At 38.6% G+C, this 15,792-nt stretch carries 15 protein-coding genes; 11 read left to right on the top strand and 4 right to left on the bottom strand.

The genetic code is table 11. From position 1 onward, the window contains the following. Positions 1-271 precede the first annotated feature (271 nt). Positions 272-1,261, bottom strand: coding sequence for an arsenic resistance protein (locus tag V6668_RS26430; protein ID WP_338707103.1), 990 nt, complete (start codon positions 1,259-1,261; stop codon positions 272-274). A 138-nt stretch (positions 1,262-1,399) separates the two neighbouring features. On the opposite strand from V6668_RS26430, the gene V6668_RS26425 reads away from it, so the two are divergent. The 5 genes from V6668_RS26425 (at position 1,400) to V6668_RS26405 (ending at position 4,873) form a co-directional block, all read left to right on the top strand. Continuing rightward, positions 1,400-1,957: a bifunctional transcriptional activator/DNA repair enzyme AdaA gene (locus V6668_RS26425; protein ID WP_338707102.1), complete on the top strand. Its 558-nt coding sequence runs from the start codon at positions 1,400-1,402 to the stop codon at positions 1,955-1,957. Positions 1,958-2,188: 231 nt separating this feature from the next. After that, complete coding sequence (locus V6668_RS26420; RefSeq protein ID WP_338707101.1) at positions 2,189-2,515, top strand: metalloregulator ArsR/SmtB family transcription factor; 327 nt, start codon at positions 2,189-2,191, stop codon at positions 2,513-2,515. A gap of 72 nt (positions 2,516-2,587) precedes the next feature. Next, positions 2,588-3,883: an arsenic transporter gene (locus tag V6668_RS26415; protein ID WP_338707099.1), complete on the top strand. Its 1,296-nt coding sequence runs from the start codon at positions 2,588-2,590 to the stop codon at positions 3,881-3,883. Between the two features lie 25 nt (positions 3,884-3,908). After that, positions 3,909-4,328 carry an arsenate reductase (thioredoxin) gene (arsC, locus tag V6668_RS26410; RefSeq protein ID WP_094939782.1) on the top strand — a complete coding sequence of 140 codons (420 nt, stop codon included), beginning with the start codon at positions 3,909-3,911 and terminating at the stop codon, positions 4,326-4,328. A 116-nt stretch (positions 4,329-4,444) separates the two neighbouring features. After that, the gene (locus V6668_RS26405; RefSeq protein ID WP_338707098.1) at positions 4,445-4,873 is read left to right on the top strand and encodes a protein-tyrosine phosphatase family protein; all 429 of its coding nucleotides are present in this window, start codon (positions 4,445-4,447) and stop codon (positions 4,871-4,873) included. A 118-nt stretch (positions 4,874-4,991) separates the two neighbouring features. Here the strand turns inward: V6668_RS26405 and V6668_RS26400 are convergent, their stop codons facing one another. The 3 genes from V6668_RS26400 to V6668_RS26390 are packed head-to-tail and all read right to left on the bottom strand — an operon-like array spanning position 4,992 to position 6,803. Beyond that, a complete protein-coding gene (locus V6668_RS26400) occupies positions 4,992-5,621 on the bottom strand; it encodes a hypothetical protein (protein WP_338707097.1) in 630 nt (209 codons plus the stop codon). A gap of 31 nt (positions 5,622-5,652) precedes the next feature. Next, positions 5,653-6,489, bottom strand: coding sequence for an IS3 family transposase (locus V6668_RS26395; RefSeq protein WP_338707096.1), 837 nt, complete (start codon positions 6,487-6,489; stop codon positions 5,653-5,655). After that, the gene (locus tag V6668_RS26390) at positions 6,477-6,803 is read right to left on the bottom strand and encodes a transposase (protein WP_056699732.1); all 327 of its coding nucleotides are present in this window, start codon (positions 6,801-6,803) and stop codon (positions 6,477-6,479) included. Before V6668_RS26390 ends, V6668_RS26395 begins: the two co-directional genes overlap by 13 nt. Positions 6,804-7,142: 339 nt before the next feature. On the opposite strand from V6668_RS26390, the gene V6668_RS26385 reads away from it, so the two are divergent. From V6668_RS26385 to V6668_RS26360, 6 genes are all read left to right on the top strand, one after another. Beyond that, positions 7,143-7,478, top strand: coding sequence for a hypothetical protein (locus tag V6668_RS26385; RefSeq protein WP_338707094.1), 336 nt, complete (start codon positions 7,143-7,145; stop codon positions 7,476-7,478). A 155-nt stretch (positions 7,479-7,633) separates the two neighbouring features. Next, a complete protein-coding gene (locus tag V6668_RS26380; protein ID WP_338707093.1) occupies positions 7,634-8,437 on the top strand; it encodes a TnsA endonuclease C-terminal domain-containing protein in 804 nt (267 codons plus the stop codon). A gap of 12 nt (positions 8,438-8,449) precedes the next feature. Next, positions 8,450-10,606, top strand: a complete 2,157-nt coding sequence (locus tag V6668_RS26375; protein ID WP_338707092.1) for a Mu transposase C-terminal domain-containing protein — start codon at positions 8,450-8,452, stop codon at positions 10,604-10,606. After that, entirely contained in the window at positions 10,596-12,332 is a 1,737-nt protein-coding gene (locus tag V6668_RS26370) for an ATP-binding protein (protein WP_338707091.1), read from the top strand. Before V6668_RS26375 ends, V6668_RS26370 begins: the two co-directional genes overlap by 11 nt. Continuing rightward, positions 12,333-14,096 (top strand): TnsD family Tn7-like transposition protein, encoded by a 1,764-nt coding sequence (locus V6668_RS26365; protein WP_338707090.1) that lies wholly within the window; start codon positions 12,333-12,335, stop codon positions 14,094-14,096. A gap of 51 nt (positions 14,097-14,147) precedes the next feature. Continuing rightward, complete coding sequence (locus tag V6668_RS26360) at positions 14,148-15,740, top strand: TnsD family Tn7-like transposition protein (RefSeq protein ID WP_338707089.1); 1,593 nt, start codon at positions 14,148-14,150, stop codon at positions 15,738-15,740. The last annotated feature ends 52 nt before the right edge of the window (positions 15,741-15,792 follow it).

Here is a 15,792-nt window from a genome sequence, read left to right as displayed (position 1 = left end):
TAATTAGTCGGCTGTCATTTTTCTAAAGCTAACGCGCAGGTTAACACACCAATTTAAAAGTTAATTTTGGATATTCCTTTTTCTAAAATAGACACAGTTTGCTAATCTTTATATCAACATAACCTTAAACAGTGGCAAGCAACTTGCTTCATTTGCCACTGTAACTACACCTAAGAAAAGTAAAAATAAAGAATCAGGGTCTTGTTCTTAGTAGAGACAAGACCCTGATTCTTTATTGTTTAGCTACTACACTCCTGAATATAATTATCATTCAGCCGGTGTTTTGTTCCATGGATTTATCAGGTAAAATAAATCTGGGAACTAGACGGATATAGATCAGCTCTCCGATTAGTTCGACAATAGTTTGCGTGACGATAATAGCCGCAACGAGCGAACTCCATTGATCAGGTAAGGAGAGAGCAAGAGGAAGAACGACTAAAGAATTTCGGGTTCCTGCACTAAACACAACAGCTCGTCCTGAGCGTATGTCCAACGAGAAACATTTTACAATCAAGCGAGTAATGAGTGGCATAATGATCATAAATGCAATATATACAGGAATGACTTTCACGATTGTATCTGCATAAGATGACAGCTTGCTCATTTGTGATGCTACGATGACAAATAATGTGAGTGCCATGAGTGGTACAGGAAGCCAAGCAGAAGCCTCTAATACAGAATTAAACCCTTTTTTAGTGAATATTTGAGTAAGTATGGCCAAAAACAACGGTAACAGAATTATGATCACAAAAGCTTCAATAAAAGGGCCTGGCTTAACCAACTCAGCTGTTTGTTCTCCCATAAAGAGCCATAGGTAGGCTGGTAAAAAAATCATTTGTGTCACAAAAAGAATAGGCGTAGATAAAAGCATGGCTCGTTCATTCCCTTTGCCCAGGAAGGTAAATACAATCACATAATCAATACAAGGCGTAAGAAGCACTAGATACACGCCAAGTAATATAGGTGACTGTTCTTGAGGTAAGAATTGTGAGAGTAGCCATACAACCAGAGGTACGGCGATATAATTTGCGACTAAAAGGGCGTAAATAAAACGTGGGTTTCCCATAGATTCCTTAATCGAAAGGAACGGAATTTGCGTGAACATCCCGAACATCAAGCCGGCAATAATGAGTGAAATCAGAACATGATTATCGAACAGCGACATTGTCTCGGGCATTATTAAACCTGCAATAGCTGCAATGACAAGGGCAACTACGTATATCCAAATTTGGTTATGCTCCAATTTTTCACGAGATACCATGTTGAACGACGTCTCCTTTAATTTATAATCTATTGAAAAACAAAGAGAACGTGCACGAAACTCTTAGGGTCAAGCGTACCCTATCGATGAATTCATTTCATCTATATTATTGACTTTCAATTCGAAACGAGGCTTCATATGAACGAAAAACAGTGGAAAGCTATTCAAGATAATGATCCACACTTTGATGGCATGTTTTTTTATGCACTTCGCACAACCAAAACGGTATGCAAGCCTTCTTGCACCTCACGCACACCAAATCCTAAGAATGTAGTCATCTTTAGCAATGTGGGTTCAGCCTTGCTTAAAGGGTTTCGACCATGTCAACGATGTAAGCCGGACGAAAATGCTTGGAAGGGATACAAGGAAGAGCTCGTCGATGAAATAAGACATTTTATTGCTCAGGTCTATCATGAAAATGTTACTTTGCAGTCTATAAGCCTTCATGTCAACAAAGATCCCTTTTATATTCAACGAACATTTAAGATTGTGACCGGATTTACACCTCTGCAATACGTTCATCAACTGCGCATCGCAAAAGCTAAGTCTCTAATGGAAGATAAGGCATTATCCATTACAGAGATTGGGCTCAACTTGGGTTACAGTAATAGTGGGCATTTCTCAACAAAATTCAAAGAAATCATGGGAATTAGTCCTAAAGAGTATCGAAAAATACTTCAAAATCCAAAACTTTAGACTCACAAACATTTTAAGAGGGAGATGTGTAGTCATTAAAAGAACTGGGAAAGTTAGTGTGAAAAGCAAGGCAAACTACTCCTTTTTTTTCGAGCTTACAGAAAGTGAGCTTCTTATAGTTTGCCGATAGGGAGCCAAGATCAGTAAGAGTTGACGTAATTTAAGATTGACTTCATGTTTTTTATATTATAATATAAGCATGCACTTATATTAACAGAAGGAGGAAGTGATATGGATTCTATTCAAGAAGCAGCCGATAAGATTAAATTGCTGGGCGATAAAACACGTCTTACTATACTTACACTCCTCAAAGAACGTGAATGGTGCGTGTGTGAATTTGTAGAGATTTTAGACATGTCACAACCTGGAATTAGTCAGCATTTGCGCAAGCTGAAGGATCAAGGCTTGGTTAGAGAGAATAAACGTGGTCAATGGGTATACTACTCTTTAAATGTAGAGAATACACCCTATATTAAATCTGTCTTGGAACTAATGCCGGACACGGCAACGATTCTTAAGTCCTTAAATAAAGAGAACTTTACATCCGTTTGTAATTAATTTTTATTCATTATATAAGTATATTGTTATATACAAATATAAATTTAGAGGAACCGAAAGAGGGGGAGGGTTTTGTTTTCCACGCTGTTAGCCTGCATGATCTTTTTAATTACGTTAGTCCTCGTCATCTGGCAGCCTAAAAACCTGTCTATTGGTTGGTCTGCTTGCGGCGGAGCAATTCTTGCTTTACTTGTGGGTGTAGTCAATCTCCAAGACGTCTGGGATGTGACGCAAATCGTTTGGAATGCCACGCTTGCGTTTGTCGCGATCATTCTGATTTCGTTAATTCTGGATCGTATCGGATTTTTCGAGTGGGCTGCCTTACATATGGCCAAGGCTGCTCACGGCAATGGTGTCCGGATGTTTGTTTACGTCTCGATCTTGGGTGCTGTGGTTTCTGCCTTCTTTGCCAATGACGGAGGCGCACTGATTCTGACACCGATTGTTCTAGCCATGGTACGCGCACTGAATTTCGATGAGAAAAAAGTGTTTCCATTTATTATGGCCAGCGGATTTATTGCGGATACGACCTCTTTGCCACTGGTTGTAAGTAACCTGGTAAACATCGTATCTGCTGACTTCTTTGGCATTACCTTCATGGAGTACGCAGGAAGGATGTTTGTTCCGAATCTGTTCTCACTGGTTGCAAGTATCGGCGTGCTGTATCTCTTCTTCCGAAAAAGTATTCCAAAACGCTTTGATGCGAGCGAACTGAAACCACCAGCAACTGCCATTAAGGATATGAAAATGTTTCGGCTGTCATGGGTGGTGTTGGGGGTTCTTCTCATTGGATACTTCACCAGTGAATTCGTCGGTATTCCCGTATCTCTTGTAGCAGGTGTTGTCGCGATATTCTTCCTGATCATGGCTTCCCGCAGTTCTGCTGTACCGACTACATTGGTTGTCAAAGAAGCGCCGTGGGCCATCGTATTTTTCTCCATCGGCATGTATGTCGTGGTCTATGGTCTACGTAACGTGGGTTTAACGGATCTCCTAGCCGTGGTCATTCAGGCTGTGGCTGATCAAGGATTGTTTGCTGCAACGATAGGTATGGGCTTTATCGCGGCAATCATTTCATCCTTGATGAACAATATGCCTACCGTGCTAATTGATGCGCTTGCCATTGATGCAACAACGGCTACAGGAACGGTTCGGGAGGCGCTCATTTACGCCAATATTATTGGATCAGACCTTGGTCCCAAGATCACCCCGATCGGTTCACTGGCGACGCTGCTCTGGCTTCATGTGCTTAGCACGAAAGGCGTCAAGATCTCATGGGGCACTTACTTCAAGACAGGTATCATTATCACGGTTCCAACTCTGCTTATTACGCTAGTGGGTCTGTATCTGTGGTTAAGCATTCTATAATTCAAACAACGAGGAGACGATGAACATGAGTAAAAAAACACTGTACTTTCTGTGCACAGGCAACTCTTGCCGGAGCCAAATGGCCGAAGGCTGGGCTAAGAAATATCTAAGTGAGGACTGGAACATTTATAGTGCGGGAATTGAGGCACACGGTCTGAATCCAAAAGCAGTGGAAGCCATGAAAGAAGTTGACCTGGATATTTCTACTCAAACTTCCGATATCATTGATTCAGAGTTGTTGAACAATGCTGATTTTGTAGTCACATTGTGTGGAGACGCCGCGGATAAATGTCCAATGACACCACCACATGTCAAGCGGGAACACTGGGGATTTGATGATCCTGCCAAAGCGCAAGGTACAGATGAAGAGAAATGGGCTGTATTCCAAAGGGTTCGTGACCAGATTGGGGAGCGCATTAAAACGTTCGCTGAAACCGGCAAATAATATAAACCTGCCGGGAGAGTTCTTTCCCGGCTTTTCCATATGCTGCTGGACTTGAACTCGTCGTTAGCGGAGGCCAAAGCTACTGTTAGGAACAACTAGAGAAGGGGAAAATAACGATGTCTAATTATCATGAACTGGTTAAAGGTAAAGTATATATTGGGGGAGCAGATGCCGCTCTAAGTGCGATCAAGGAGCAAGGTGTAACTGAGGTATTTGATCTCCGAGATGATGGTAAGGCACAAGAAGGATTTCCTGATTCAGCACACCGACATCATTATCCAATTGTTGAAAATCGGAATGATCAGGAAGAATCCATCAAGTCCGCCATTCAAGCCGTGACTGAAGCTGTTCAGGAAGGTAAAAAAGTATTCTTTCACTGTGCTGGTGGCCGGAACCGTACGGGTACAGTAGCTACAGCTCTTTTGATGAACTTGGGTGAAGCTACTACAGTTGAAGAAGCTGAGAAACTAGCCATGGAGAGACGTCCGGAAATTTCAATCAAGCCTGAAATGCGTAATGTGCTCAAGAATATGTTTGGAGCGTAGATAAGTTAATACCTTATCAAAAGACGTTGTCATTGTGAATGACAGCGTCTTTTGATATCCGTACAATGGTAAGTTGATTTTCATGTTAAGTTCTAAAAGTTCAATTGTATAACTGACTTTAAAACTTAGGGAAGGATTTTACTGTGCGTAAAATTCTAGCAATTTCGAGATAGTTGTTGGGTTTAGAGAAGATGAACAATTCAACATTTTGTCTCCACACCCAAATCCCTATAGGAAGGAGAATAGCAAACAAAACTAAAGGAACAATTTGATCAATTTCTGTCCAATTTAGGTATTTGCTAACTGTTTCATTCCAGAAAGGAAAGATGAAAGCTGTAAAAATAGCAAAAGGAACCCATCCATTTTTTTTAATTGTTTCCCCTTCAATGGAATAATAAGCAATGAGATCATCTAGTGCATTATAATCGTAATCATTGTTCTTCAGATAATAGTAAACTTGATCACATCGAATAGAGAAGAGTACCTCTCGATCCAGCTTAAATTTACTCTTACCAATCATAAAAGCTAAATCCTTGTACTGCGATTTGATATGTATACGAGAAGACGAAATTGTAGCTAACATACAACAAAGAGAAATGACCAATAAAGCAACCATAGTTATTCCGTACATAGGGCTTAGATCTGTGTTCCAAAAAGCTATTAAAACCCCAGAAACGATGAGTAAAATAATACTAGCTGTTAGTGAGAGTAGAAAAATACCTTCAAACCATTTTGCACGCTTGGTCAAGACCCCATTTAATAGACATTATAAAAAGACCCTAGGCTGCAAACTGGCGTCGGTACTCTACCGGCGTCAGTTTTTTTAGTTTCCGTTGTGGTCGTTTTCGGTTGTAAAAACGGATATACTTTTCGATTTTGCTTTGTGCTTCGGTAAGCGTTCGGATATGATAAGGATAGAGTCCTTCCGTTTTGAGATGCGAGAAGAAACTCTCCATCGAGGCATTGTCATAACAATTTCCTCGGCGAGACATGCTGATTTGGGCGCCAACCTTTGGCAGCATGTCGTGGTAAGCATGAGACGTGTACTGGAATCCCTGGTCGCTGTGAACGACTAGTCCGGTCACGTCTTTTTGCTTCGCAAACGCCTTGCTGAATGTGCGGAGCACCAGTTCATTGTCGTTGCGTTCGCCTATTTCGTAGGCCACAATTTCGTTATTAAACAGATCCTTTATGGCCGAAAGATATATCCAGCGCTCTCCCACACGATACTGGGTAATGTCCGTTACCCATTTCTGATTCGGTTTTTCTGCACTGAAATCTCGCTTCAAGCGGTTCTCTGCTACACGCTGCGCAGGTGAATACGAGCTGTTGGAGCGCCGTTTACGACGGATTCGAGATTGAATACCGAGCATTTGCATCAGGCGGAGTACCTTTTTGTGATTCATCCAAATCCCTTGATCTTGCCAAAGGAATAACTGGAGTTGTCGATAGCCGTATTTGCCTTCATAGCGATGATACGTTTGAAGCACCTGTTTCTTCGCCTTGGCATCGCGATCGAATCGTTTACGTTTTACATAGGCATAAAACCCACTCCGGGACACGCCAAACACATGGCAGAGTTTCTGGATATCACCGTATGCCGCTACTTTTTCCATGATCTGAAATCTCTCTTGTTTGCTTCCTCCTTCCAGATTACCAAGCACTTTTTTAGCAACGCATTCTCCCGTTTCAGTTTTTGCACATAGCGTTCTTGATCCAAGTATTCTTTCCGTCGACCTCGCTGATCCATCAGTCCAAACTCGCCTTGTTCCCGGTGTTTTCGCATCCATCGCTTCATTCGTCCCGGGTCATGAATTCCCAAATGTTCATTGATCTTTCGGTAAGTCCAGCCCTCAACCGTATGCAGACGAATAGCCTCTTTTTTTATCTTCTCCGAATACGTTTTATACTTTTGTCCTTTAATCGCCATAAAAAATGCACCCCCTAGAATTTCATCGGCTAAACCCAGGGGTTTTTCCAATGTCTATTCTAAGGGGTGCACTCCACGCTTATTGAGTAGCTTATTTTGCAATGTAACATCTTCGAAGCAAATCTTGTACAATTCATTTTTTAATTTTTGATCTTGAACTGAGTGTCTATACATCTCTATCAACTCTCCTTTATATACCTTATCGGAGGAAGATAATATAAAAATTACTGTTGGGATGAAAGCGAAATAAAAACAATTTAATCGATGTGGCGATAATTTTGTATATATTATCCGAATACGGATATAAAGATAGTAATAAAGGATAGGGGAGGATGAAGGATGGATGATAGAGTTGTGGACCAGGAACAGTTCGCATTAGTCACAATACAAGGGATTTGTTTCCGAGATCAATACTACTCTTGTAGAGAAGCCTTGAGGGAACGCTGGTACGAGAAAGCGATGATTAGGGGCTGGATGATAACTATTTCTAAATACAATGTACATGAAGACAAACTGATTCTAAGACCTAATCAAAACAAACCAGATATTATTTGTAGTCGTATCCACGATGTAGAAATCAATACAAAGAATAGGGATGCATACTTTACACAAATGCAACAACTCAAGAGGATGCCACGAAGAAAAAGGCAGAGAAAGGATCGTAACAAGCTGTAGATGTGAGGAGAATATATCTAACTTGCTCATTAGACAAGTTTTTACAAAAAGAGTTAAAAATTCTATTTATCTGTGATATGATGAGGAAAATATACACCATTAGAGGGACACATAACATCAAAGTTATGTGTCTTTTTTTAAGGAGAGTGTGAGACATGTCAGTTAATAAGACTCACGTTAATCGATTGAAGGATGGACGAGGGCAAGGTAGAGGTGAACAGTATGTTCCTTTCATCAAAGCGAATGACAATAAAGTAGCTTCAGAGGGATGGCTTACCCGTACTTTAGGGTGGCACTCTAATCGGATACATCACACACTCTCAAATTATGAATATCAGTATTTACTTGTTCAGGATTGGTCTGATCAAGTTGTAGACATCAGGGAGCAATACCCTCTAACACCTATTGAAGCTACTCAGAAAATTGCAGCTAGGCTGAATATCAAACATCCTCAACATAAAGGAGAGGATGTAGTTATGTCCACTGACTTTATGCTTACTACGATGAGTGTACATGGTGAGCTTCAGGAGCACCCACGTACCATCAAACCTATTCATAAATTGAATAAACGAACCCTAGAACTATTCGAGATTGAGCGTCAGTACTATAAAGAATTGAATTTAGAGTGGAAAGTTGTTTTTGATGTTGGGAGGCCTATTTCATTCATACGAAACATTGATTGGTTATATGACGCGAAACGATTGGAAGGTAGGCCAGGTATGGATCTTGAAATGGTTAACATGTTAGCAGAACCTCTACTGTACAAACTTCAATCTCTCAGTCGGACAATGTCGATAAGCAAAAAGTGTCTTAACTGTGATAATCAACTGGGTGTAGAACCTGGAACATCGATGTTTATGATAAAACACATGTTAGCTAATAAGCAATGGACAACTTCAATCATGAAACCTATACGAGAGAGTGCTCCTCTTCAAATTGAACGTTCAAAAAGTAAATAGGTGGTGTAAATCGTGATTTATATTAACTCTGTTGTTGCTTTTCAAAAGTGTATTTCGGATGACCATGAGGAGATCTCGCTTGAACGGGTTCTCTGGATTTCTCCTGATCAATCATACGTGGTATTAGTAAACATAGACGATAAGCATAAATTACAATTACCCTATTTTCGAGATTATGGAGAACTGCTTCGTTTACTTGAGATGGAGGAAGTGAGTATTTCCTCTTATGAACCGGATCTATTGTTTTTAAATCCTACTGATGAGTATTTAAACAAATATGGAGCTGAGAGAGACCAGAAATTTGAATTAATAAAATCTATTGCGAATAAAGAACCAGAAATTTTCTGGAGCGAATCAAGGGGGAAGCTAATTAGAAGTGAATCAGATCGAACAGGAAAACCACAGAAAACGATATATCGACTACTGAAAAGGTATTGGTTCTATGGGAAATCAATTAATGGTTTATTACATGACTATAACGATGTAGGGGTCACGGGGGACAAGAGAAAAATAAACATAAAAACAGGGCCAAAAACAGAAGACCACAACTTTATTGTGACAGCTAAAGATAAAGAAATATTTAAGTCTGCTATACAAAAATATCATTCGGCATTGAAAATGAATTTAACTGCTACGCACAAACATATGTGTGAAGAGCATTATAATGAAGGATTCTATAGAAAGCATGAGGTTAAGGTCCCTATTATAAATATGACTAACTGTCCATCTATAAAGCAATTCAGATATTGGTATCAAAAAGAGTATAACAAAAAAAGTCGTTTGGCCGCTAAAGCAGGCAACCGAAAAGCAGAGATAAAAGCGAGAGCTTTACTGGGTTCACCTATTGAGGAGATTCATAATCCGGGAGCACTGTATGAAACGGATTCTACACCTGCTGATGTACTTTTACTTTCTTCTGATTATCTTACAGTCATTGGGAGACCTCATGTTTATTTTGTCAAAGATGTAATGAGTCGTTTAATTGCGGGCATTCATATATCTAAAACGAATTCCTGGGTAGAAAGTATGATGGCGTTAGAAAATGCTTCTACGGATAAGGTGGAGTTTTGTGCTAAATATGGAGTGAGCATTAATGAAGAGGATTGGCCATCTAAACATCTTCCTCAAAAGATCGTTGGGGATCGTGGAGAGATGAAGAGCAAGAATTCGAATAATTTAGTGAATTTAAATGTTCGCTTAGCTAATCCTCCTTCGTACCGAGCAGATCTGAAACCATATATCGAACAGCAATTTAGAAACTTTTGTGGACGTGTAAAAGAACTGATACCCGGAGCGGTCCATAAGGAACATCGTGAAAGAGGGGAACTTGATCCTTCCAAAAAGAGTGTCTATACCTTCGAGGTATTTACCAAGATCGTTATTTTATTTGTACTGGAGTATAATCGCAAAGCGCTTAGTGATGATTTTCTAGTAACCAGTGAAATGGCTAGAGATAATGTGGATTTAACACCTATATCCATGTGGAATTGGGGAGCTAAGCGAAGCTTACTCCATGAAGAACCTCGAGAGCTGATTCGATATGTTCTCTTACCTAAAGAAGAGGGAGTTGTAACAAGACGAGGGATTAATGTAAATCAACTAAATTATGCATGTGAGCTTGGGGTTAAGGAAGGTTGGTTCGAAGATGAACAAATAGAGGGTAAACATCAAATTGAAGTTAGCTACGATCCTAGAAATTCCAGTAGTATTTTCATTCGACTCAAAAATGGCTCTATTGTGCAATGCAGTCTAACGGCAAAATTTAAGGAATATGAAGGTATGCATATTGATGATGTGAAATCTATACTAAATTTCAAAAAGAAAAAATTACAATTGGCAAAAAACGAGCGTTACCAAATTGAGTCCGAATTAGATGCTGCTGCTAAATATTTGACTAAGTTGGAAAGAGAAAAAATGAATGAGAAACAAAAGGGAATGCCAAAGTCTAATAGATATAAAAATAAGCGGGCTAAAAGAAAACTAGAGTCTCGTATTACTGGAAGTGAGACTTCTTGGACTGCCCGACGTCAAACGGATGAGAAGGTTTTCACATGTACTGAATCTAAATCAACGTTACAGGAAGCTTATACTTCCAATCCCCCTTTGAGTAAAATGCAACTTTTTCTCTTAAGTAAAAGTAAAGAGAGGCGGTTACCGAATGAACAATAATTCGGATCGATATGTATATCTTAAAGGAAGACAAATAGAGGCAATGTATTATCCACAAATCATAGATGCATATCAAAATAATCCACTCATAGAAGCTATTCCTCCTAGATTAACTCAAGAGCAACTTTATCAACTTTTATATTCGGTACCCCGATTTACAGGTGATCTATCTCAACTTGATGATGAAGAACGACTAGAACTTGTCCAACAAATTAAACCGATGTATTGGCAACCCCTAGTATCCCATTTCGAAAAATACAGAAATCTATACACAATGATTAAAATTGGATATCAATCTAGAAATCCCATTAGTCCCATGTACCAAAGACAACTTTCCATTGGCTTAGATAAAATATTGTCCGCTGGAACCAATGAATATGGAGAAAATTTAATGGGCAATGTTCAAACAGCTCAACAGATGGCTGATATAGGGTTGAGTGGAATGGGGAAATCTAAATCCTACGAGAGAGTTCTGAGTCTAATACCTCAAGTTATTCACCATACCAGATACAAATCAGACTATTTAGCTTGCAAGCAGGTACTATGGCTTCATATCGAGTGCCCAAGTAATAAATCTGTGGGTGCACTTTGTCGTAATTTCTATTTTGCCGTTGATAAACTCTTAGGCACTTCTTATTATGATGATCTTGCGGAGAAGGATGGTCGAGCTGAGGTGCTGGCGAAAAGAATGTCAAAAGTAGCTGGTCAAATTAATTTAGGTGTGCTTGTTATTGACGAAATCCAACGAATTCATAAAGGACATTCTGGTGGAGAAGCAAAAATGATTGATTTCATCACCGAACTTACCAATTCTATTGGGATACCGATTATTATGATTGGGACATTTAAAGCGTTGTATCTGTTTAAGACATCTTTGGCAAACACAAGGAGGGGGATACCAGATGGTTATGCAGAAAATATAACAGATCGAATGAAGGATGGCGTTGAATGGGATTTGTTTGTACAAGGTCTTTGGGATCTGCAGTATACCAAAAAATTCACTCCTCTTACACCTGAATTAAAGGCAGCGTTGTATTATCATACCTTAGGAATTCCCGATTTTGCAGTGAAACTGTTTATGCATATTCAGTGTCATGCAATATTGTATGAGGAAACAGAATCAATCACTATAGAGATGCTAGAGTCGGTAGCAAGTAAGACTTTCCGACTGGTTCAACCTATATTTGAACGTATACGGGGAGAGGAGGAAGTTGATCCTGATGAATATGAAGATTTGAAGCCCGATTGGATTGTTTTCAAAAAATATATCATGGATGCTCAGCATCGAATAACGATTGACGGTCAACTATCTGAAGAACACAAGTTAATTTTAATCCAAAATAACCGCAAAGTATTAATTGACCAATTATGTGCCTTTGCAATGAAGATGGGAACTACGTCTGAGAAAGCGATGGCTTTTTCAGAGCAGATTGAATTAGAGAATAGAAATGAAAAAGTCGATGTAGAACTTCTGTATTCCCTGATCGCGCAGAAGGTTCTTGCATATAAAGACTCAGAAACAGAAAATAAAGTAGATCCGATCACAGAAAGTAAACCTCGAAAAGCCAAAATGAAAACTAAAGGAACCTTAGATGCAGATGATATACGTTTCATTTCCTATGGGGCTAATAGACAAGAGAGAACCATTGATGAAGCTCTCAAGCTAGCTGGACTTGTCGCAGCATTTGACGAGTTTGTTGAATTTGCTATTGAGGAGGAACAATAGATGGGGAAGATTATTTATTTCCCACCAACATATCCAGATGAGGACTTCCGTAGTATTCTTCATAGGTATTATTTGAGATCTGCAAAAACATTCACTAAGTGTAAAATGGAACTTTTAGGCGGAAATTCACCACAAAAGGTGGTGTATCCCATAAATCTCACACAAATATCACTAGAATTAGGGGTATCAGAAGATTTTACAGATAAGATCATTGAAAATCACACTTTCTTCCCCGTAGTTAAGATTTTTCTCACAAAGATACAACAAGAAAATTTATTACAAGGAATGAAAATATATTCATTAAGAAAAAAACTACTGAACAAAAAATTCAATTCTCAAATCAGTAAAGTGGAAAGATATTGTCCTGAATGCATGTTGGGAGATTTTACTCAGTATCAGATAGTTTATCTTCATAGAATGCATCAATTTGTTTTTCTAAGCCACTGTTTAAAACATGGTGGAGAACTCATTTCTGTATGTACTCATTGCGGAGAACGTTTGGTTCAAAAAGATGGAAAAGAAATGTTAATAAGTCTTAATTGTAACTATTGTAATCATTATATCCCGATAGATAGGGATGTAAGAGTTGAAAATATAGATCAAGGAATACGAGACGATATTGAAACATTAATGAATGAAAAAGAGACAGGAATAAACTTGTTATACTTTAAATTTATGATGTGTCTCGGGGCTCGAAATTATATCGATTTTAGAGGAGAGTTTAATTCAGACAAAGACATAATATCCAATTTAACTGAGTTCTACGGTGAAAATTGTTTATCTAAATTTGGTCTATCAGAAGAAAAATTAATTCGGGAGTTTAGGGAAAAACGTTTATTTAACAAAAGTCACATGGGGAATTTTATTGTTATATACATTCTATTGATGCGATTCTTTTCCGGATCAGTACAATCATTTCTAAGTCAAACCGAAATTTATTCAAATAAAATCCCTTTTGGCACGGGTCCTTGGCAATGTTTCAATCCAGTATGTACTTATTATAATAAACCTGTAATTACCAGTATAAAACGCCAAGTACATGAATTAGTCACTGGGAAATTTAAATGTTCATATTGCGGTTGTATCTATATTAAAAAGATGAAATTTAATGAAATGGAGACATCTGAATATGTTATTGAAACATGGGGATCTTTATTTGTACAGAAAGTAATTGAATACTGGGATAAAGGATTAAATTACACAGAAATTAGTGAAGAGCTAGGAATTAAAAAGAGTATATTATACAAATACATGAGGCCTTTTGTTGATTTAAAAAGAAATGCACTTTTAGATAATGAAAAGGATGTCAGATTAGAAGTAGCTTATGCTGAAGCAAATCTTGAAAAAGCAGATAAAGCAGAAAAATACAAAGAGGTTGTCATGGAAACCATAGGGGCACTTGGTCCTGGCACAACTCGATCTCAAATTTCTGTATATACACAAACTCAATTTTCCTGGCTAATGAAGTATGAAAGTGATTGGATGGAGATGCATCTTCCTTCAAAAGAAGCATCTGCTAAAGAGATTAACACTGAAATCTTAGACAGTGAAATTTATGTTGAACTAGAGCGAGCAATTGTTACAATTTATAATGCTAATCCGGTTAGATGGATCGATAGAGATTCCATTCTTGAACTCCTCCCAAGAATCAGAAGAATCCAGTACAATCGAAACTTGTCCTTACTGCCGCGTAGTAGAGCCCTTCTTGAATCAAATATCGAAACAGATGAAATGTATAAAGTAAGGAATTCTCATATGAGATGAGTTTTTATCCTTTAAGCAATGCAAACAAACATAGGAAGGAAAAAAGAGACCATGATCAACTTTCCTACTCCTTTACCGGATGAATTATTATACAGCATTTTTGCTAGGTACCATGTTAATTCTGGAAATGAAAATAATAGAAAAACATTATTAGATCTATTTTCTAATTCAAATGTTTCTGCTACAACTGCTTACTCTGGTTATCTTCATACGTTAAACACTCACATACCAGGGAGGGCAATACCTATTGTGTATTTATTGGAGCATCACACGCTAATTCCATATTATCGTCCCTTTATTCAAGAAGCTCGATTTAATCGAATATTTTACACGTTGGTACACTCCAATTGTCAACCTATTTATATGTGGTTAGGACTACCTCCAAGCGGAGTAGAAAGGCCTCTTTTTCTTAGGTACTGTGGTCAGTGTGTTTCAGCGGATCGTTTAAAGGTTGGTGTTGCTTACTGGCATCGTTCTCATCAACTAACTGGTGTTTCGGTATGTGTTGAACATCAGTGTTACCTTTTAGATTCTTCGATTCACTATGCACAAAAAGGAAAGAAACATGAGTTTATACCACTAGAATCTATACTTCCAGAAAATATTCCGCTCGCTCTCGAAGGAAGTAATAAGGAAGTTGATATTGCTCAAAGATCTATTGATCTTTTAACAATGACTTATGAGCCACTGGGGCTTGAAGCAGTCAGAAAACACTACTTATACAAGCTTCAAGAGATGGGATTTCTAACTGCTGGAGGAAACATCAGATTTATGGATCTTATTCCCCAGTTGAATTCCTTCTATGGTTCAGCTTATCTTAGAAATCTAGGCAGCCCTCTAGATATAGGTAGCCAGTGTACATGGCTACACAAAATGTTGAGGAAACCTCGGCATGCAACACATCCTTTAAGGCATATTCTAATGCAGTATTTTTTAGATATGAATACTAGGGACCTAGTGGAGAAGAAACAGTACAGTAAGGCTAATGCTTTTGGTAATGGTCCATGGCCCTGCTTAAACAAAGCAGCATCCCACTTTGGGAGCAAAGTAATTGAATCTGTCCGTGTGACAAGGTGTTCGGATACCTCAAAACCTGTTGGCACGTTCCAGTGTAGCTGTGGCTTTATATATTCACGTAGAGGGCCGGATCAATCTGAAACGGATATTTTTCGAGTTGGCAGAATTAAGCAGCTAGGTGCCGAATGGATGGAGAAATTAAATGAATTATCTCTGAATCCTGCTTTGAGCTTACGAGAAAAGGCCAGAAGGTTGGGGGTTGATCCCGGAACCGTCAAAAAATACTTGAATTATTCAGAGTCAGCTAAGGATTGTTCAAGTATTAATCGAAGTATTCGTCACAAACCTAAGCGTCAAAGGAAAAATTATGGTGACAAGAGAGTGCCATACCAACGTGTAGATTGGAAAAAAAGAGATGAAATTTTAGCGCAGAATATTGAAAAAGCAGCTACTACATTGAAATCAAAATACAATCGTCGCATATCGCGTTCAATAATCGTACAAAAGCTTCATTGTACGACGATGATTCACACTAAACGAGAAAAATTACCTCTTAGCCGTGCGAAGCTTGAGCAGGTAATTGAAACAACGGAACAGTATCATGAGCGTAAGCGTTTGATGGGATAATATGAGTCTACAACAATCTAAATGAGCAATGTATGTATTGTCTAGATCTGTT

Source organism: Paenibacillus amylolyticus, assembly GCF_036894225.1.
Classification (GTDB): Bacteria; Bacillota; Bacilli; order Paenibacillales; family Paenibacillaceae; genus Paenibacillus; species Paenibacillus amylolyticus.
Note: the sequence above shows the minus strand (reverse complement) of the source record. Positions and strands in the feature narration are given on the sequence as shown.